19 protein-coding genes are annotated in these 19,493 nt (G+C 41.6%); 2 read left to right on the top strand and 17 right to left on the bottom strand.

Annotated features, from left to right (window positions below; translation table 11 throughout):
- Positions 1 to 78: 78 nt before the first annotated feature.
- The 4 genes from B9T30_RS05480 to ribF all read right to left on the bottom strand — a co-directional run bounded on the left by B9T30_RS05480 (position 79) and on the right by ribF (position 5,001).
- Positions 79 to 561, bottom strand: coding sequence for an FKBP-type peptidyl-prolyl cis-trans isomerase (locus B9T30_RS05480; RefSeq protein WP_086184119.1), 483 nt, complete (start codon positions 559 to 561; stop codon positions 79 to 81).
- Positions 554 to 1,096, bottom strand: a complete 543-nt coding sequence (gene lspA / locus B9T30_RS05475) for a signal peptidase II (protein ID WP_004650871.1) — start codon at positions 1,094 to 1,096, stop codon at positions 554 to 556. The genes B9T30_RS05480 and lspA overlap by 8 nt, the downstream gene beginning before the upstream one ends.
- Complete coding sequence (ileS, locus tag B9T30_RS05470; protein ID WP_086184118.1) at positions 1,089 to 3,935, bottom strand: isoleucine--tRNA ligase; 2,847 nt, start codon at positions 3,933 to 3,935, stop codon at positions 1,089 to 1,091. The genes lspA and ileS overlap by 8 nt, the downstream gene beginning before the upstream one ends.
- 64 nt (positions 3,936 to 3,999) lie before the next feature.
- Entirely contained in the window at positions 4,000 to 5,001 is a 1,002-nt protein-coding gene (ribF, locus tag B9T30_RS05465; protein WP_086184117.1) for a riboflavin biosynthesis protein RibF, read from the bottom strand.
- A 206-nt stretch (positions 5,002 to 5,207) separates the two neighbouring features.
- Here ribF and B9T30_RS05455 point away from each other — a divergent pair, with 206 nt between their 5' ends.
- Positions 5,208 to 6,338 (top strand): TDT family transporter, encoded by a 1,131-nt coding sequence (locus tag B9T30_RS05455; protein WP_086184115.1) that lies wholly within the window; start codon positions 5,208 to 5,210, stop codon positions 6,336 to 6,338.
- A gap of 582 nt (positions 6,339 to 6,920) precedes the next feature.
- Positions 6,921 to 7,490: a 5'-nucleosidase gene (locus tag B9T30_RS05450; RefSeq protein WP_086184114.1), complete on the top strand. Its 570-nt coding sequence runs from the start codon at positions 6,921 to 6,923 to the stop codon at positions 7,488 to 7,490.
- Between the two features lie 116 nt (positions 7,491 to 7,606).
- On the opposite strand, the gene B9T30_RS05445 is transcribed toward B9T30_RS05450, so the two are convergent.
- The 13 genes from B9T30_RS05445 to ubiG all read right to left on the bottom strand — a co-directional run bounded on the left by B9T30_RS05445 (position 7,607) and on the right by ubiG (position 19,413).
- Positions 7,607 to 8,221, bottom strand: a complete 615-nt coding sequence (locus B9T30_RS05445) for a TetR family transcriptional regulator C-terminal domain-containing protein (protein ID WP_004650865.1) — start codon at positions 8,219 to 8,221, stop codon at positions 7,607 to 7,609.
- Positions 8,222 to 8,585: 364 nt separating this feature from the next.
- A complete protein-coding gene (locus B9T30_RS05440) occupies positions 8,586 to 9,395 on the bottom strand; it encodes an ABC transporter ATP-binding protein (RefSeq protein WP_086184192.1) in 810 nt (269 codons plus the stop codon).
- A gap of 10 nt (positions 9,396 to 9,405) precedes the next feature.
- Complete coding sequence (gene ssuC, locus B9T30_RS05435; protein ID WP_004650863.1) at positions 9,406 to 10,221, bottom strand: aliphatic sulfonate ABC transporter permease SsuC; 816 nt, start codon at positions 10,219 to 10,221, stop codon at positions 9,406 to 9,408.
- Positions 10,221 to 11,396, bottom strand: a complete 1,176-nt coding sequence (ssuD, locus tag B9T30_RS05430) for an FMNH2-dependent alkanesulfonate monooxygenase (protein ID WP_086184113.1) — start codon at positions 11,394 to 11,396, stop codon at positions 10,221 to 10,223. The genes ssuC and ssuD overlap by 1 nt, the downstream gene beginning before the upstream one ends.
- 30 nt (positions 11,397 to 11,426) lie before the next feature.
- Positions 11,427 to 12,422 carry an aliphatic sulfonate ABC transporter substrate-binding protein gene (locus tag B9T30_RS05425; RefSeq protein ID WP_086184112.1) on the bottom strand — a complete coding sequence of 332 codons (996 nt, stop codon included), beginning with the start codon at positions 12,420 to 12,422 and terminating at the stop codon, positions 11,427 to 11,429.
- A gap of 17 nt (positions 12,423 to 12,439) precedes the next feature.
- A complete protein-coding gene (locus tag B9T30_RS05420; protein WP_086184191.1) occupies positions 12,440 to 13,411 on the bottom strand; it encodes a sulfonate ABC transporter substrate-binding protein in 972 nt (323 codons plus the stop codon).
- A gap of 656 nt (positions 13,412 to 14,067) precedes the next feature.
- A complete protein-coding gene (argA, locus tag B9T30_RS05415; RefSeq protein WP_086184111.1) occupies positions 14,068 to 15,420 on the bottom strand; it encodes an amino-acid N-acetyltransferase in 1,353 nt (450 codons plus the stop codon).
- Positions 15,421 to 15,570: 150 nt separating this feature from the next.
- Positions 15,571 to 15,939, bottom strand: a complete 369-nt coding sequence (locus B9T30_RS05410; protein ID WP_086184110.1) for an RcnB family protein — start codon at positions 15,937 to 15,939, stop codon at positions 15,571 to 15,573.
- 233 nt (positions 15,940 to 16,172) lie between these two features.
- Entirely contained in the window at positions 16,173 to 16,571 is a 399-nt protein-coding gene (locus tag B9T30_RS05405) for an RcnB family protein (RefSeq protein ID WP_086184109.1), read from the bottom strand.
- A gap of 298 nt (positions 16,572 to 16,869) precedes the next feature.
- Positions 16,870 to 17,025: a hypothetical protein gene (locus B9T30_RS16470; protein ID WP_167356328.1), complete on the bottom strand. Its 156-nt coding sequence runs from the start codon at positions 17,023 to 17,025 to the stop codon at positions 16,870 to 16,872.
- A 195-nt stretch (positions 17,026 to 17,220) separates the two neighbouring features.
- Positions 17,221 to 17,967, bottom strand: coding sequence for a YciK family oxidoreductase (locus tag B9T30_RS05400; protein ID WP_086184108.1), 747 nt, complete (start codon positions 17,965 to 17,967; stop codon positions 17,221 to 17,223).
- Positions 17,968 to 18,001: 34 nt separating this feature from the next.
- Positions 18,002 to 18,700 carry an HAD family hydrolase gene (locus tag B9T30_RS05395; RefSeq protein WP_086184107.1) on the bottom strand — a complete coding sequence of 233 codons (699 nt, stop codon included), beginning with the start codon at positions 18,698 to 18,700 and terminating at the stop codon, positions 18,002 to 18,004.
- Positions 18,697 to 19,413: a bifunctional 2-polyprenyl-6-hydroxyphenol methylase/3-demethylubiquinol 3-O-methyltransferase UbiG gene (gene ubiG / locus B9T30_RS05390; RefSeq protein ID WP_086165387.1), complete on the bottom strand. Its 717-nt coding sequence runs from the start codon at positions 19,411 to 19,413 to the stop codon at positions 18,697 to 18,699. Before ubiG ends, B9T30_RS05395 begins: the two co-directional genes overlap by 4 nt.
- Positions 19,414 to 19,493: the final 80 nt, after the last annotated feature.

Below are 19,493 nucleotides of genomic sequence, written 5' to 3'. Positions count from 1 at the left end.
ATATGAAGATTTTGTATTTGACTTAACCTAAAAAAGCTCCCGAAGGAGCTTTTTAATGAGGTTTCAGCGAATGCTGAATTACATAATTTTAATGCCTTGCTGACCAGCAGGTGTGACTTTAAAGATTTCCACTTCAAAAGTAATATCTTTGCCAGCAAGCGGGTGATTGAAATCAATTTCAGTAATATCTTCACCGACTGATTTCACCACACCAAATAAGCTTTGTTTGGCTTTATCTTCAAATTCAATCATATGACCGACAATTGGCGTTTGTTCGAATTTCACCGTGTCAAAAGTTTGAATATTTTCAGAATTCCACGGACCAAAAGCATCTTCGGGTGGAAGGCTGACGGTACGACGGTCACCAGCACGTAAACCAAACAGTGCTTTTTCAAAGCCCGGCAGTAAGCTGCCATCGCCCATGACAAGGCTAACAGGTTCTTCACGGCTACGGGTATTGTCAATTTCTACGCCATTTTCAATAGCAACAGAAAAGTGAAGCTCTACTTTTGAGCCTTCAGCAATACGGGTTTCTTCATTGGGATTAATCATTTCAGTCATGTTGTTGCACTTCAGCACGTTGAATACGTTGTTTTTCGAGGAAAAACGTATCGATAAGCAGCAGAATTGTGCCTAAGGTAATGGCACTATCTGCAATATTAAAAGCAGGGAAATGGCTGTTGTTGTAGTACACATGAATAAAATCGACCACATAACCTAAAGAGACACGGTCAATTAAATTACCGATGGCACCACCCAAAATGAGGGCAATCGCCAGCGGTAAAATCACGATTTTTTTTGGCATACGCATGAGCCAAAATACAAAAATGACAGACACTAAACCTGCGAGTGAAGTAAAGAAATAACGTTGCCATCCACCTGCATCGGACAAGAAACTAAAAGCTGCGCCATAGTTATGTAGCAATGTCCAATTTAAAAAGGGCAGTACCGGCACAGGATCTGCATAATTCAGATGTGTCGTTGCAATCCATTTCGTCCATTGGTCGAGAATAATCGCGACAATGGATAAACCCACCCACACTAAATTGTGTAGGTAGAATTGGAATAAGCCCTTTTTCGGTTGTGGATTAGGCATATTTTCTCTCTTCGCCTTGACCTGTAGGAAGGTTGATAATACAACGAGAACACAGACTTGGATGTTCAAGATGTGTATTTACATCTGGAAGGACATGCCAGCAACGCGCACACTTTTCACCTTCCGCAGCCGATACCTTGACGCGTAAGCCTTCGAGATCAGTCGCTTCACCTTGGGTCTCATCAAATGCATTGACAATTACAGTTGAGGTAATTAGGACGAAACGAAGCTCATCATTTAATTGATCCAGTACCGTTTTGAGCTCAGCATTGGCCCAAAGTTCAACTTTGGCAGACAGATTTGAACCAATCAATTTAGCATTACGTGCAGCTTCAATTTGCTTGTTCACTGCCGATTTAACTGCAATCATGGTTTGCCAATCGGCTTCTGAAATTAGGTTCGCAGTTGAAGCAACAGGAATGTCATACCATTCAGTGGTGAACACGTATTTTTCAGTTTGACCCGGAATTAACGGCCAAGCTTCTTGTGCAGTAAAGGTCAAGATTGGTGCCATCCAACGGACAAAGGCTTGTACCAAATGATACAACGCGGTTTGTGCAGAATGACGTGCTTGAGAATCAGCTTTGGTGGTGTACTGACGGTCTTTGATGATGTCGAGGTAGAAACCGCCCAAGTCATTGATACAAAAATTAGTCAAAGCATTGGTGACGATATGGAAATTCATATCTTCGTAGGCTTGTTGAATGGTTTTCTGTACATCCGCAGCACGTTGTAAAATATATTGATCTAGTGCGATCAATTGGTCTACAGGTAACGCATCTGTTGCAGGAGTGAAACCATTTAAGTTGGCTAACAAGAAACGCAAGGTGTTACGAATACGACGATAACCATCTGATGCACGGCTAAAGATTTCTTTACCTGCGGTCATTTCATAACGGTAGTCTGCAGATGCAATCCAGAAACGTAAACCATCAGCACCCATATCTTTAATGATGTCTTGAGGGGCAATGATATTACCCAGTGATTTAGACATCTTACGACCTTTCTCATCCACCACGAAACCATGGGTGAGTAGGCCTTTATAGGGTGCACGCTTATTAATGGCAATCGAAGTCAATAACGATGATTGGAACCAGCCACGGTGTTGGTCTGAACCTTCAAGGTACAAATCAGCAGGATCAGTGAGTTCTTCACGTTCACGCAGTACGGCAAAATGGGTTGTACCTGAATCAAACCAGACATCTAAGGTGTCACGAACTGCATTGTAGTGCTGCGCATCTGCACCGATAAACTCAGATGCATCGCGGTTATACCAACCATCAATGCCTTCTTTTTCAATCAGTTTAGCCACTTCTTCAATCAGTTCAGGCGTACGAGGATGTAGCTCGTTGGTGTCTTTGTGCACGAAGAATGGGATTGGCACACCCCAAGTACGTTGACGTGAGATACACCAGTCTGGACGACCTTCAATCATCGAGTGAATACGGTTTTTACCCCAATCTGGTACAAAACTGATGTCATTTTCGATGGCATTGAGCGCATTTTGACGTAAGCCTTGATCATCCATGCTGATGAACCACTGTGGGGTTGCACGGAAGATGATTGGTGTTTTGTGACGCCAGCAATGTGGATAGCTGTGTTTGATCACCACATGCGCCCAAAGTTTATTGTTGGTCGTTAATGCTTCAATGATTTTCGGATTGGCTTTGTAAATATGTTCGCCTGCAAAAATGGGTGCAGTCGGTAAATACACACCGTTACCGCCGACAGGATTATCCACTTTTAAGTTGTACAGCAAGCCAACTTTATAGTCGTCCACACCATGGCCGGGAGCAGTATGTACCGCACCTGTACCACTGGTTGCGGTGACGTGTTCACCTAAAATGACGGGTACTTGGCGCTCAGAAATTAACGGATGTTGTAATTGTAGATTTTCAAGTGTGTTACCCCTAAAGTCTGCAATGACTTCAACGGTAGTAAAGCCATAGCGTTCAGTGGCAGATTCCACTAAATCTTTTGCCAAAATGAAGTTTTGCGTAGCTTTTTCTGTCCCGCGTGCGGTGACTAATTGGTATTCAATATCTGCATGTAATGAAACGGCTTGGTTGGCAGGCATCGTCCAAGGTGTCGTGGTCCAGATCACGATATCGGTTGAATCTGTAACACTTACACCGACACGTGCAGACAAATCAGCTAAATCAACAACGCTAAAACCGACATCAATCGCATCTGATTTTTTATCTTCATATTCAACTTCAGCTTCTGCCAGTGCAGAACCACAATCTAAACACCAGTTGACCGGTTTCAGACCGGGTTGGATATGACCTTGTTTTTGAATTTCGCCCAATGAACGCACAATGTTGGCTTCTTGTGCAAAGTTCATGGTTAAGTAAGGATTGTCCCAATCACCGAACACACCCATACGCACAAAGTCTTTCTTCTGTAATTCGACTTGAGTGTAGGCATATTCACGGCAATGTTTACGGAATGTTGCGGCATCGACTTTGACACCGACTTTCCCCACTTTTTCTTCAACTTTCAGTTCAATTGGTAAACCGTGACAGTCCCAACCCGGAACATAGGGCGCATCAAAACCATCCATAATACGGCTTTTGATGATGATGTCTTTGAGGACTTTATTCACCGCATGACCGAGGTGAATTTGACCATTGGCATAAGGAGGGCCGTCATGAAGCACATATTTTTTCTTGCCAATACGCGATGCACGAATCTGCTGATAAATGTTGTCGGCATACCACTCTTCTAACCATTTTGCTTCACGTACTGCAAGATTTGCTTTCATTGCAAATTCAGTACCTGGGAGGTTTAGCGTGGCTTTATAATCCACTGCATTTTCAGGAGTTTGCTTATCGCTCATGCAAGTTGTCTTCCAATTTAATCAGGCTTAGGCTGACGCATTTTACAGTAAAAAAATTTGGGATTTAAAAGGGAAAATGAGGGCTGTTTTGTCGAAACTCAAGCAGTTTCTCAACATCATCATCAATTCCCGCTTTTAATGCTTCAAGCGAAGGGTAGTCCTTTTCACCATGTAAATAGTTTAAGAACGTCACCCGCATTAACAGGCCATACAGATTAGCAGAAACATCAGGAAAATGTACTTCTAATCGCCATTCAGGATGTTCCTGTTTGATGGCTGGCCGTGTACCCACATGTCCTGCACCAAACAGGGCAGTGGGGTCATAAGCTGCAATCCCGAGTTTTTCAGGATGCTCGGCTTGGACTTTATCTTTTAAAGATTCGGTTTCACATAAGACTTCAACGCCGTAAATACCATTTAAACAGGGTTTATGACGGTTGAGACGGACATTGATGGTCGGGAAATTAATTGTCCGTCCAATTTGATCACCATATTGCACCCGACCTGTGATGCTATAAGGGCGACCTAATAATTGTGCAGCGAGTGCTAAATCACCAGCTTGTAAGGTTTGCCGAATACGGGTGGAACTGACCCGTTCACCGTTTTGTTCGATGGTATTTAAATTGGTGACATGGAAACCATAGTGACGTAGAAATTCGCTATTGCCCTGACGGTTTTTGCCAAAATGGAAGTCATCACCCAATACAAGGCTATGTGCATTGAGTTTTTGTTTGAGTATTTGTGCAAACTCTTCAGCACTTAAGCTACGGAAATAATTATCAAATTTTGCGATGACAATATAGTCGACACCCAGTTCAGTCAGATATTCGACTTTTTCACGTAATGAACTAATACGTGGCGGTGCTTCATAACCTTTAAAGAACTCTAAAGGTTGTGGTTCAAAAATCATCACCAAGGTTTTTAAATTTTGCGCTGCTGCAAGGTCTTTTAATTGTGCAATCATCGCCTGATGACCCAAATGTACACCGTCAAAATTACCAATGGTGACGGCAGTTTTTGGCAATTGAAAATTAGGCGCTAAAGCATTCAGGCGGAGCAGCTTCATGGGCGAATCAATAAATGAAAAATTATCAGGGCTATATATTGCCATAATCTTCAGCATTCGTCTTGTTGTTGTGTTTTTACTCAAAAAAATTAATGAAAGATTGGCTTTGTTATCAATTAAATTGATTAATCGAATAAAAATAAATCAATTTTTCTTATTCTTAAAGGCTCGTAAAATACGGATATAGCCTTTGATGAGCAACAGCGATGAAAAAGCCATTTTATCAACTTGAACAAATGCAAGATATTGTGCGCCAATTTACCCCAAACTGGTTTACTGCCAGCATGGGGACGGGTGTTGTGGCCTTGATTCTAGCTGAATTGCCCTTTGCCCACACTCTGATGGTGCAATTGGGAGCATCCTTATGGCAACTGAATATTGTATTGTTTATGACCTTTTGTATTTTATATGGGCTGCGTTGGCTCATTTATCCGACTGAAGCCAAACAAATTTTCTCGCATGCCAGTATGAGCCTGTTTTTGGGTGCCATTCCGATGGCACTGGCGACCATCATCAATGGCTTATTAAAGTTTGGCATTAGCCTATATGGCGATGGGGTGATTCAGCTGGCGCAGATGTTGTGGTATGTCGATGTATTGCTTGCGGTTGTTATTGCTTGGCTGGTGCCATTTTGTATGTTCAGTCGGCAGGAGCATCAATTACATAATATGACAGCAGTGTGGTTATTGCCGATTGTGGCTTGTGAGGTTGCGGCAACCTCTGGTGGTTTGTTGTTGCCACACATTGCCGAAGGGCAACAGGCAGTGGGCATTTTGGTTGGGAGCTATGTGTTATGGGGTATTTCAGTGTTGCCTGCCTTTGCAATTTTAACCATTTTAATGCTGCGTTTGGCACTGCATCAATTGCCCAGTAAGGAGTTGGCCATTACCAGTTGGTTGGCATTGGGCCCCATTGCGACAGGTGCATTGGCCTTGTTGGTACTGGGTGCACAAGCACCACAAGTATTGGCAACTGTGGAGATGCAAAGTTTAGGTGTGTTTTGTCAGCAGGCGGGGATCGTGGCGAGTATGCTGTTACTGGGTTTTGCTGTGTGGTGGTTGGGCATTGCCGTTTTAACCACCTTAAAACATGCCAAAACGGATTTACCTTTTAATTTGGGATGGTGGGGTTTAACTTTTCCATTGGGAGTATTAACCCTTGCAGTGCTGAATTTGGGGCAACAGATTCAGGTCAGTTTTATTCAGTCTATTGCTTATGCTTTGGCAATCATACTGGTGATGTTATGGCTGTTGGTGGTGAGCAAAACAGCGCAAGGTTTTTACCGTGGCAATTTGTTCTTTTCACCGTGTTTAAAATGCTATTTGGAGCAGAGATAAAGTTTTTCTCTTTTCGGAAAGAATAAATAAATTATGTAAGGGGGAAATAGGTGTTAAGTCTAAATTTTTTAATCCCCCTAAATCCCTAATGCCAGTCAGTTAAGAAATTGACTGGAATTTTATTTTTAAATTCATGATGTTATTCGATACGCGGAAACGTCATTCGCAACTGTTCGAGGCATGAGGTGTATACACCGCAAGATTAAAAAAGTAAGGTTTCTGCGATTTATTAATCAATAGAAGGTATTTGGCGAGTTTTGCGGATGACAAATGCCTTTGATTACTTTGGGCTTATCCAAAGTAATAGATGAGCTCCAAGTATTTGATTTAAAAAATATAAGACTCCGTCATGAACAACTAAAAACTAAGGACTTTATTTCTAAAACCCTTAACTGATTGGCATTACCCTAAATCCCACCTTTTTAAAGGTGGACTTACTGCCATGAATACCTTCAAGAAAATAAGTAAAAGCACAGCTCCTCAAGAAAAATACCCCTTTGAAAAAGCGGATTAAAATTTGCACCTGATGGTATTTTCTTTTCTAATGAGCACACTTTTTACCTTTCTCCATGAGTACATCACATGATTTCTGATCTGGCTTTAATTATGGCATTGCCAAATGAATCGAAAGGCTTATTTGAGCAAGCAGGGATTGATGTGCATTACAGTGGTATCGGTAAAGTCAATGCGGCATTTAAAGCCTTTGAGGTGATTCAAAAGACTGGTTGTAAAACGCTATTAAATTTGGGCACAGCAGGCAGTTCACATTTTGATGCACATAGCTTGGTTGAAGTCATGACGTTTGTACAACGCGATATGGATGTTTCACCACTGGGCTTTCAGGTGGGTGTGACCCCGATGGATCATGATTATCCAGCTGAAATTGCTTTAGATGTCCATTTCGGGCATTTAGCCCAAGGGATTTGTGGCACGGGAGACAGCTTTGAAACAGGTCTACCGAAAGTGCCGTGTAACCTCGTGGATATGGAAGGTTATGCTTTGGCCAAAGTGTGTAAAAAGTTAGATGTACGTTTAATTTCAGTCAAATATATTACCGATGGCGCAAATGATACGGCACATTTAGAGTGGGAAGAAAATTTATTATTGGGGGCGCAAAAATTATTGGCACTTTATCAAAAGCATTTTGTTTAAAATGAAAATCGTGAGTTTTTATTATTAAATTATTAGTAAGTCATTTATTGGGAAGTTTGGCGACCATAGAGGGCTATGGTCGTATGCCAAAATTATCGCGCACGATAATTTAAGGTTTATGCACGAGGAATAACGCCATATAACATCATATGGACTGTATGTTGAATAATACGTTGCTGCATACTGCGGTTACGTAAAGTTTTGCCTGTCACCATTTCCATTTGGGTGGCAAAATCTGCATAGTTTTGTGTGATAGCCCAAATGTTAAGAATTAACAGCTCAGGATCAATTTCCTTGGCAATTTTTCCCTGTTCTTGCCATAAAGCAATCACTTTGGCTTTACGCTTCACCAATTTCTTTAATGGACCTTTTAAAATAGGCAAGATATGTGGCGCACCTTGAATCACTTCCAAAGCAAACAATCGAGACGCTTTCGGTTGGGTACGAGAAACCTCAATTTTCTGCAATAAATAATTGCTGATTGCTTCTTCAGGTTCGAGGTCTGTTTCCAGCATTTGCAGTGGAGAAAGCCACTTTTGCAATACCGTGGTCAGCACTTCAACATATAGCGCTTCTTTATTTTCATAATAATAGAAAATATTAGATTTGTGCATTTCAGCAATTTGAGCAATTTCGTCTAAGCTTGCTCCATTAAAACCATAAAGGGAAAATACATCCAGCGCTGCATTTAGCAGTTGATGTCGTTTTTGAGTACTCTTTTTTTGTTCCATTGGCAATGCGACAATAATCAAAATTGGAATCTTAAATTGTACGGCAAATCGTCAGATTTGTGCACAGGCAAAAGTTTTAATTTGATGAATATTGGTGATTTATTTTTTAGATTGGCGATTAAAGCATTCACTTTTTGAGCAATGTAAAACTATCCTGAAAAAGACCAAATGGAATAAATTAATGAATATTTATTAAAACTTTCAATAAGATTGAATTTTTATATTTTGTCATGTCTTACATTTAAGCCGTTAGCTGTTGCATGAATGCTTAAAATGACTCAAGAATCAGCTTACATTTAGACAACAGAATGCTGAAATGAGCCCAAACTAAACCAGAGTAATGTGCCCATTTCACCTGTAAAAATTATGTTGCCAATACGGCATTTAAAACCTGTTGCTCTAATTCGGTAAACGCATAATCTTTTTTTCGTGGTCGTGCCAAATCTACTTTAAATTGCTTAGCAATATGGCCTTTATCGAGCAGGATAATGCGATCGGCCAATTGTACGGCCTCACTGACATCATGCGTGACCAAAATAGCGGTAAAACCCTGTTCACGCCATAGTTTTTCAATCAGTGCCTGCATGTCTAAACGCGTCAGTGCATCCAGTGCGCCTAAAGGTTCATCGAGTAATAAAATGCGTGGTTTGTGTGACAGTGCACGTGCCAATGCAGTACGCTGACGTTGCCCACCTGAAAGTTGCGAAGGCCACAATGCGGCTTTATCTTTTAGTCCGACTTTTTCTAAAAGGGAGGAGGCATTGTCTTGTTGTTGTTTGGCTAAACCGAGTTGTACATTTTGTTCAATGCTGCGCCATGGTAACAGTCGTGGGTCTTGGAACATGACTCGAATATCATCACTAGTAATGCCTTCACGAATGTGACGAGCCGATTTAAACTTAATTTCACCATAACTCGGTTGTTCTAAATCGGCAATCAGGCGCAGTAACGTACTTTTACCACAACCACTACGCCCGACAATAGCAAGGAATTCTCCTGGTTGAATATGCAGGTCTAAATCTTCTAAGACACTGACTTCACCGTAAAATTTATATAATTGCTCAATCAAAATTTCTGCACCGACCACAGCGCTTGGATTGATGTCGGTAGTGACAGGATATTGGGGTGCCGTAGTATCTTCAGCGACGTGGCGCCCTATGCTTAAATCAGTCATAACCCATTCCTTATTTTTGGTATCCAGCATGCCAGCGCAATAGATATTTTTCTAAAGTCACTGCCAAGACATCCGCTAATTTACCCAGTAGGGCGTATAACAAAATCCCGACCAGTACCACATCTGTTTGTAGAAATTCACGTGCATTCATGGTCATGTAGCCAATGCCCGATTGAGCCGAAATGGTTTCTGCCACAATCAGCAATACCCAAACCAAACCCAGTGAAAAACGTAGGCCCACTAAGATGGACGGCATTGCACCCGGTAAAATAATGTCTTTATACAATTGCCAACGTGTCAGTCCGTAGCTTTTACCCATTTCAATCAATTGTGGATCGACTGAACGAATCCCATGATAGGTATTAATATAAATTGGAAAAAACACCCCAATGGCTACAAGAAATAATTTTGCTGATTCATCAATTCCAAACCATAAAATCACCAAAGGAATTAAAGCTAAAGCAGGAATATTACGGATCATTTGCAAGGTGGTATCGAGTAGCGTTGATGCCAGTTTAGATGAGCCATTGAGTAGTCCCAGCAGTAAACCCAAACCACCGCCAACCAGTAAACCCAGTAGGGCACGTCCAGCACTGACTTTGACATGTTGCCAAAGTTCACCGCTGATCAATAGCTGCCAAAATGCAGTCACGACAGCACTTGGTGCAGGCAGAATACGGCTGGCTAAAAGCCCAGTGCTCGACGCGATTTGCCAAATCAAGATCAGAACGATGGGGAACAACCAAGGCAGCAAACGCTGCCCAAATGCTGTTCCACGTGAAACCTTAGTTTTTACCAAGGCTTCAGCAGAAATGCTTTTGCTCATTAAGCCGGCTCCTTAGTTTTGACTGCTTTTTTGGCTTCATCGGGAACATAGTTATTCGCTACGATTTCACCAAATGGCCCTGTTAAATTCGGTTGTGCTAATTTTTGACGTATTTCTAATGGAAGCAATGGGAACACTAATTCAGCAAAGCGAATGGATTCTTCTAAATGAGGATAGCCCGAGAAAATGAAGGTATCGATACCCAAAGCGGCATATTCCTGAATCCGTGCAGCGACAGTTTCTGGGTCTCCGACCAGTGCCGTACCCGCACCACCACGGACTAAGCCGACACCTGCCCAAAGGTTAGGCGAAACTTCTAGTTTAGTTCGATCACCATTATGTAATTCAGCCATGCGACGTTGGCCCACGGAGTCCATTTGCTTGAATTTTTTCTGTGCTGCGGCAATGGTGGCATCATCGACATATTGGATCAGTTCTTCAGCTGCTGCCCATGCTTGTTCATTGGTTTCCCGCACAATGACGTGTAAGCGAATACCATAATTTAACGTCCGGCCACGTGCTGTGGCTTTAGCACGCATGGTTTCTACTTTTTCTTTTACCGCAGCAGGTGGTTCACCCCAAGTTAAATAGGTATCGACTTGTTCCGCAGCAAGTTCAAGGGCTGCATCAGAAGAACCACCGAACCAAAGGGGTGGATACGGCTTTTGTACTGGTGGATAAAGCAGTTTTGCATCATCGACTTGTAAGCGTTCGCCGTGGAAAGTAAAGGATTCACCTGTATGCGAACGAGTTAAAATTTCACGCCAAATTTTGGTGTATTCAGCAGCAGTTTGATAGCGCGTTGCATGATCTTCGTAGACTCCATCGCCTTTTAATTCTTGCTCATCACCGCCTGTTACCAGATTGAGTAACACTCGACCATTGGATAGACGATCAAAGGTTGAAGCCATACGTGCCGCCAGTGCAGGTGTCGTTACTCCCGGACGTAATGCCACGAGAAATTTCAAATTTTTGGTGGCATCAATTAAACTTGCGGCAGTAATCCACGGATCTTCACATGAACGACCTGTTGGAATAAGTACCCCTTCATAGCCCAAGTGATCTGCCGCGACCGCAATTTGTTTCATATAAGCATGATCAACTTGGCGTGCACCTTTACTGGTTCCTAAGTAACGACTATCACCATGGGTAGGAATAAACCAAAAGATTTTCATGTCAGATTTCCTTCGTTAATTTTGAATAAATTACTGTTTGCTCGGAAGTGTCCAGACCGCGTCTTGAACGTTAATTTTTTGTGGAATCAGTTGAACCTGCTGAAATAAATCAGCGATATTTTGTTGTGTCTGGATCACTTCAGGCGTTAAGGTCTGAATTGGTGATGGTTTTAAGCGGCGATCAAAAACACGCTGTGCAATGCTTTTATTTAGACCCGTACTTTGTGCATAAATATCTAAAGCCACTGTTTGATTTTTTAAAATCCATTGGTCTGCGCTATTCAATCCGCCAATAAACTGCGCTACAGCCTGTGGGTGTTCAGTAATGAACTTGGGATTGGCAATATAAAATGAATAGGTTTTTGGAAAATCTGCCGCACTGCTGAGTACTTTCGCTTTACTGTCTAGCTCCGCCGCACTTAAGTAGGGATCCCAAATTGACCATGCATCAATAGATTGCTTGTCAAATGCAGCGCGCGCATCCGCTGGGGGCAACCAGATGGGTTGAATATCTGTCCAGCTTAAACCCGCTTTTTGTAAGATCTTTGCCAGTAGCTCATGGGCACTCGAACCTTTTTGTACCGCAATGCGTTTACCTTTTAAATCAGCAATGCTTTTAATGCTGCTACCTGCTGGAATAAGTAAGGCTTGAGAGTGTTCAGGCACCACTTCATAACCGATGTAACGTAAATCTTTATTGGCTGCTTGAGCGAAGATTGGGGGAGTATTACCGACATAGCCAAAATCGACTGCATTCACGGCCAATGCTTCAAGCATTTGTGGGCCAGCAGGGAACTCGCGCCATTCAATTTTAGCTTGAGGAAATTGCTGTTCAAATAAGGCGTGTTGACGCGCAACCAATAAATTTAAGGATGATTTTTGGTAGCCAATAGACAATGTTTTGACTGGAGTACCTGCACTGGTTGCAGATGTGTTGGCTTGTTTTTGTTCAGGTTTTTGGCATGCAACCAGCCCAAGACTGAGTGCGGTCACAGCAATTAGGCTAAAAGATTTAAGTACACCCATGATGCTAATCCTATTATTTATTTGCTGGCCTGATTTAAAATGGCAGCTTGAATATTGATTTTATTGGGGATGAGTTTTTGTTGATAAAACGCATCAGCGACATATTGCTGTTCTTGAGTCACTTCCGCAGAAATGGGTTGCACACCGAAACCCATGCGTGAAATAGAGGTTTTCAGGATGTCGGACGATAACCCTGTAGGTTTTTCTAATAGTTTTGCCGCTTCATCTTGGTGCTGTGAAACCCATTGGGTGGTGGTGTTAAGTTCATTCACCAGCGTTTTTAAAATTTCTGGGTTTTGCTCAGCAAATTTACGCTCGGCTAAATAGAATTGGTGGTTGCTAACGAGGTTCTGACCGGTGGCCAGAATACGCGCACCAATTTGATGTTCGGCTGCTGCAAAGAAGGGATCCCAAATGACCCATGCATCGACAGCGCCACGTTCAAAGGCAGCACGTGCATCAGAAGGTGGCAGGTAAACCACTTGAATGTCTTGCAGCGTCAGTTTATTGGCTTCTAGTAGTTTTAATAATAAATAATGTACGTTTGAGCCTTTATTCAGCACAACCCGTTTACCTTTTAAGTCTTGAATGCTTTTGATCGGTGAATCTTTTTGTACAATCAGTGCTTCTGCCAAAGGCGCAGCGGGTTGGTTGGCAATATAAACCAAGTTTGAATTTGCCGCCTGAGCGAAAATAGGGGGTGCTTCACCAGCTTCACCAAAGACAACACTGCCGACATTTAAGCCTTCAAGTAATTGTGGGCCAGCAGGGAATTCAACCCACTTTACGGTCACGCCTTGTTCTTTTAACGCACTTTCTAAAGAGCCTTGTGCCTTAATAATCGGCAATAAACCATATTTTTGAAAACCAATATTTAAGGTCACCGTTTCAGCTGGTTTTTTGCCACAACCAGACAGCATCATTGCACCGGCAATTACTGAAGAAAGAACCAGAAATTTCGCTAAAAAAGGTGCTTGAATGGTGCTCATGAACGTGTGCTCCGCAACAGGAAGTGTTGAATATTGCACACAGGCTAAAGTCTTTTCTTTTTCGAAAAAAATAAAAAAATAGGGATTGATCATGAATAAAAAAGATAAATAAAAAACAGCAAAGCTTTGCTCAAAAAACGATTTATATGGTCAGTAAAATATGTAAATTTATTTTATAAGTTATTAATTATTATTGTATTTTATTCTAAGTGTGACATGGCTATAAGTTTATGAAAAAAGTGTATAAGTTAAATGCGCCAGATTCAGCCAAATGCGAGATAAAGTTATCAAAAATAAAGATATCGTAAAATAAAAAAAGCCACCTTAAAGTTAATACCAGTCAGTTAAGGATTTTAGAAATAAAGTCCTTAGCTTTTTAGTTATTCATGACGGAGTCTTATATTTTTTAAATCAAATATTTGGAGCTCATCTATTACTTTGGATAAGCCCAAAGTAATCAAAGGCATTTGTCATCTGCAAAACTCGCCAAATACCTTTTATTGATTAATAAATCGCAGAAACCTTACTTTTTCAATCTTGCGGTGTATACACCTCATGCCTCGAACAGTTGCGGATGACGTTTCCGCGTGTCGAATAACATCATGAATTTAAAAAATAAAATGCCAGCCAATTTCTTAACTGACTGGCATTACACCTTAAAGTGACTTTTTGAAGACCAATGAATTACGTTGATAGTTATATAGGGCCTGACGTGTATTCGGCAGATCATCGACACTGGCAGGTTCAAAGCCATGTTCCACAAACCAATGTGCGGTACGTGTGGTCAATACAAACAGTTGCTGAATGCCTAAGCCTTTTGCCTTGTCTTCCAAATAGTGCAGAATTTGGCTGCCCCGATTGGATTTTCGATAACTTGGATCGACCGCGACACAGGCAATTTCCGCCGACTGAATTTCATTGGCAGCCGTGGGAATGGGGTAAAGCGCTGCACAGGCTAAAATCATGCCATCCCGTTCAATCACTGCAAATTGCTCAATTTCACTTTCGAGTCGTTCACGCGAGCGATAAACCAAAATCCCTTCAGCTTCGAGTGGACGAAGTAAATTCATCAAGCCGCCAACATCTTGAATATTGGCGGTGCGAACTTCTTCATAATGTGCATCGGTCATCATGGTGCCTGAACCATCGCGGGTGAAAAGTTCTTCCAGTAATGCACCATCGTAAGTATAGGAAATCAGATGAACGCGATTGACCCCTTGAAGGGAGGCATTTTTTGCCCCACGGAGCTGTAAAGCAATATCGGGGTTTGAGTCTTGATATTGTAAAATATGCTGATCGAGCTGATGGGGTGGAATTTCTCGTTGTAATTGCCCCAACTCATTGACTAAACCTTGTTGTTTACCCAAGAAAATCAGTTTATCTGCTTTCAGTAATATTGCGGTATTGGTTGCCACTTCTTCTGCGACCAAGTTAAACACTTCACCCGTATTGGAATAACCGGTTGGGCCGAGCAAGACAATATTATGATTTTTAAGATGGCGTTGAATGGCGTGAGTATCTACAGTGCGCAGTTCACCGGTCAGTTGAAAGTCAATGCCATCACGAATGCCATAGGGTTTGGCGGTGACAAAATTGCCTGAGATCACATCAATACGTGCGCCGTACATCGGTGAATTGGCCAGTCCCATAGAAAGTAAGGCTTCAATTTGCAAGCGAATAGAACCGACTGCGTTCATGACACAACTTAAAGATTCGCGGGTGGTAATGCGGCGGTGCTTATGAAATGGCGTTTCAATACCACTGGCTTTTAAATTTTGATTGATTTGCGAACGTGCGCCATGAACTAAAATCAAGTGAATGCCTAAAGAATGTAACAGGGCAATGTCATGAATAATATGTTGGAAATTTTCATGTTGTACTGCTTCACCATCAAACATAATGACAAAAGTTTTATTCCGATGGGCATTGATATAAGGCGCAGAATGTCGAAACCAATGCACATATTGCAAAGTTATGCTTTGTGATGTTTCAGAGGAATTCGCGTGCATACCTATCTCAAATGAAGAATAAAATCCTATGCATGATTCTAATCAAAAAAAAGCTGAGCGGAACAATAAAATAAAAAAAACACCTTAACGATGGTTAAAGTGTTTTTAAGAGCTGATAGATTTAATGAACACGTACGGAAAATAAATGCCTTAGTTTTGAATACGAAGAATGCGATTGTTACGTTCATTCACTAAAACATAATCACTATTTATTTTATACCATTGTTGATAACGACCTGTTTTAGCTAAGCGGCGTGCTTCACGGTCACTGACTTGAAAACGTGAGTTGCTGTATTGACGTGGTAGGGTTTGACCGACACGCCAGTCACGGCTTGGGTTAACACGCTTATTGTCATAACGATCGTGGTCATAATGGTTGTTGTTATTGTTCCAACGATTGTCTTGAGTATGGTTGTTATAGCGTTGCTGATCGTCATAACGATGATCCGATGCTGCCATTGCAGACGTTGCCATCAATGCAGATAAAGACAGCGCAATTGTAGTGATCATTTTTTTCATTTCTTTCACCTTATTTCAAATAGAATGCTTATTTCGATGAGTTAAAAATAACGAAAAAGTCGAGATAAAAGATGAGAGCTGTATAGTTGAATTGTGAAATTCGTGGAGAAAAAAAGAAGATGGCAAAACGCTGAAAAAGCCACAGAGCAAGACTAAGCGCTAAAATAAACAAGACGGGAGACATAAAAAAAGCCCAAATTTGCGTTTGAGCTGAGTGTGTTTAGAATAGGGGACTAGAACCCTTGAATACGCAGAATATTATTACTGTCGGTATCGACTAAAATATAATCATTATTAATTTTGTACCATTGTTGATTACGCGACGGTTTGGGTAAGTCATGCTCTTTATAATCGACTTTATAACCATTACCACGATAATGCTGTGGCATCACATAACCCGTTTGCCATTTATGCTGCTGTAACCGTTTTACGCCACGTTCTTCGCGAACCCGACGTTTATCTTGCATACGGTCATCGTCGTCATCATTGTCACGAAAGTCGCGCCCTTTATTCTCAGATTGATGACGTGGTTGATCCCAATTGCGGTCGTTATCGTGAGGTGCAGCAGTGGTTACACTGTTTGCCATCAATGCACTGAAAGAAATTGCCAAAATTGTCAAAATCTTTTTCATGTTGAACCCCCATAAAAAAAGTATTAATTTCACTAACACTAATGTACGAAATAATTGCAGAGAAACTGTGAAGATCAATCACTCATTTATTAAAAAATGCAGAGACAATCAGGATATTCTGCATCTATAGCGCATGATTGAAAAATTTGAAGACATTTTTATAGTTTGGATTAAAGACCATAAAAACAGCATTTTGATTAAAAAATTGTATCCAATTTTGGACATTCATTTTATGGTTTTCAACGGCTGCTGTCAAAATGCTATAACAATGTATTACAACAGGTTAGTCCAGCATATTTTAGTTCCATTGTTCGGCTAAGTCTTGTAAGGAGCGGATGGCTTCAGCAATGCTTTCTGCTTGCTTGGCATCATTGAGACCGATTATTAAGGCTGTTGAAAGTTGTAAATTTTCAATCGAGCGAATGGTATCCATTTTACGTTTTGGGTCAGCCATTTTAGATTCCTCAAATGTGGTGTTTTGCCATGAGGATCAGCATAGCTGGATTGAATTGATTTGAAAAACCATATATTTTTATAAAATTTATTTGAAAATACGATTAAAAGTCATGTTTATGCAATATACGGTGAAATGCTTTAAAAAATAGCCATAAAAAAGGAAGCACGTTCTGCTTCCTTTTTAGTTTAAAGCTTAGTCCTGTGCATCAATACTTTCACCATTCATCGCTAAGCTGTCTTCACCCATTAAATACAGGTAAGCCGGCATAATCATTTCAGGTGTGGCTAAGGTTTTTGGATCTTCATCTGGATAGGCTTTAGCACGCATGGCTGTACGGGTCGCCCCGGGATTAATACAGTTGAAACGTACATTAGGGTAGACATTTTCTTTGGCAAAGATCTGGTTGACGGCTTCAATGGCAATTTTGGATACCGAGTATGCACCCCAACGCTCACGTGCTTCGCGACCAACGCCTGAACTGGCAAAAACCACAGAGGCGTGATCTGATTTGTTAAGTAGTGGCAACAGTTCTTGGGTCAAAATAAAAGGTGCGCGTAGATTCACTGCCATCACATCATCCCAAACATCAATCGGGTAATGAGCGAGTTCTGTGCGTTCACCCAGAATCCCAGCATTATGCAAAATGCCGTCTAAGCGACCAAATTGTTTTTCTAAAGTATCGACCAGTAATTCATAATCTCGAGGAGAGGCGCTGGAGAGTTGCAACGGTAGAATAGCCGGTTGTGGTGCACCTAAACTTTCAATTTCATCATAAATGACTTCAAGTTTATTTAAGGCACGTCCATGCAGTACCACTGTTGCACCGTGTAGTGCATAGCTCAGTGCTGCTGCACGACCAATACCATCGCCCGCACCTGTAATCAGGATAATGCGATCTTTTAACAGATCGGGGCGAGGTTGATATTCTGAATATTTCATTGCAGACCTCCTCGTTTATTGTATTTTTATGTGTTTATGAAATCAGAGAATGATGTTGTTGTTTAGGCATAAGCAGTTGCTGAATCACCTGCTGCAATTCAGCAACAGTATTTACTATACAATCCGCTTGCCATGCTGTTAAGTCATCTTTGTGCTGCAATGGTAAATAACCATAGGCCGCTAAGATGGTGTACATCTGGGCATGACGACCCGCATCGATGTCACGTGGATGGTCACCGACATAGATACAATCTTCTGGCTGAATCTGAATGTGTTTCGCTGCCAAATACATCGGTTCAGGATCGGGTTTGGTCTTGCTGACATCTTCTGGACAGACCAAAACAGCACAGCGATCGGTCAAATTCAGCGCTTTAAGTAAGGCTTCGCTTAACCAACGTGGCTTATTGGTAACAATGCCCCACGGAATATCTTGGCTTTCTAATGCTTCTAGCAGTGGATACATGCCTTCAAACAAGTCAGTCTCTACTGCAATATCATTGCCATAGATATCTAAAAAACGTTGTCGATGAGCGAGAAAAACTGGATCTTCAACATCCAATTCTGGATAAACCAATTTCACCATAGCACGTGCGCCTTCCGACACTTGGGTGCGAATTAGATCGGCAGCCACCACTTCACATTGTTTATCGCGGCACATATCTTGAATAATGCGAATAAAGTCAGCAGCAGTGTCAATGAGTGTGCCATCTAGGTCAAACAGAACCGCTTTCATTCGGCACCTGCTTTGACGGTATAGACCATGTAGTTCACGTCAACATTTGGTGCCAACCAATAACGCTTCGTGAGTGGATTGAAATGTAATCCTGTCATGTCTTTGAGGGTTAAACCCGCACTACGAATATCATGTGCCAGCTCAGATGGTTTAATAAATTTATGATAATCATGGGTGCCTTTTGCCAGCATGCGTAACACATATTCCGCGCCAATAATGGCGAATAAATATGATTTTGGATTACGGTTAATGGTCGAAAAGAACACATGACCACCCGGTTTGACCAGTGTTTGGCAGGCTTGAATAATCGATGCCGGATCGGGTACATGCTCCAGCATTTCCATACACGTCACTACGTCATATTGTCCCGCTTGTTCTTGGGCTAATTCTTCTACTGGAACTTGACGGTATTCAATATTGCTCACACCTTCTTGTTCGGCATGAATACGTGCGACATTTAATGGGGCTACACCCATGTCGATACCCAAAACCTGAGCGCCACGACGTGCCATACTTTCAGATAAAATACCGCCACCACAGCCGACATCAAGTACTTTTTTGCCTGCAATGCCACCTGAATGTTCATCAATCCAATTTAAGCGTAAAGGGTTAATTTGATGCAGTGGACGGAACTCAGAATGCTGATCCCACCATATGGCTGCGAATGCTTCAAATTTGGCAATTTCTTGTGGATCAACATTCAATTGCGACATCGGTGTCACCTCAATCAAGTCATTATAATTTAAAAAATCTCATCTGCATTAGTGTAGCGTTAATTCTAAAAAAAGCGATA

Source organism: Acinetobacter sp. ANC 4973, assembly GCF_002135275.1.
Taxonomy (GTDB): Bacteria; Pseudomonadota; Gammaproteobacteria; order Pseudomonadales; family Moraxellaceae; genus Acinetobacter; species Acinetobacter kyonggiensis.
The sequence above is the reverse complement of the archived record's forward strand: the minus strand, read 5'-3'. Positions and strand labels throughout refer to the sequence as shown.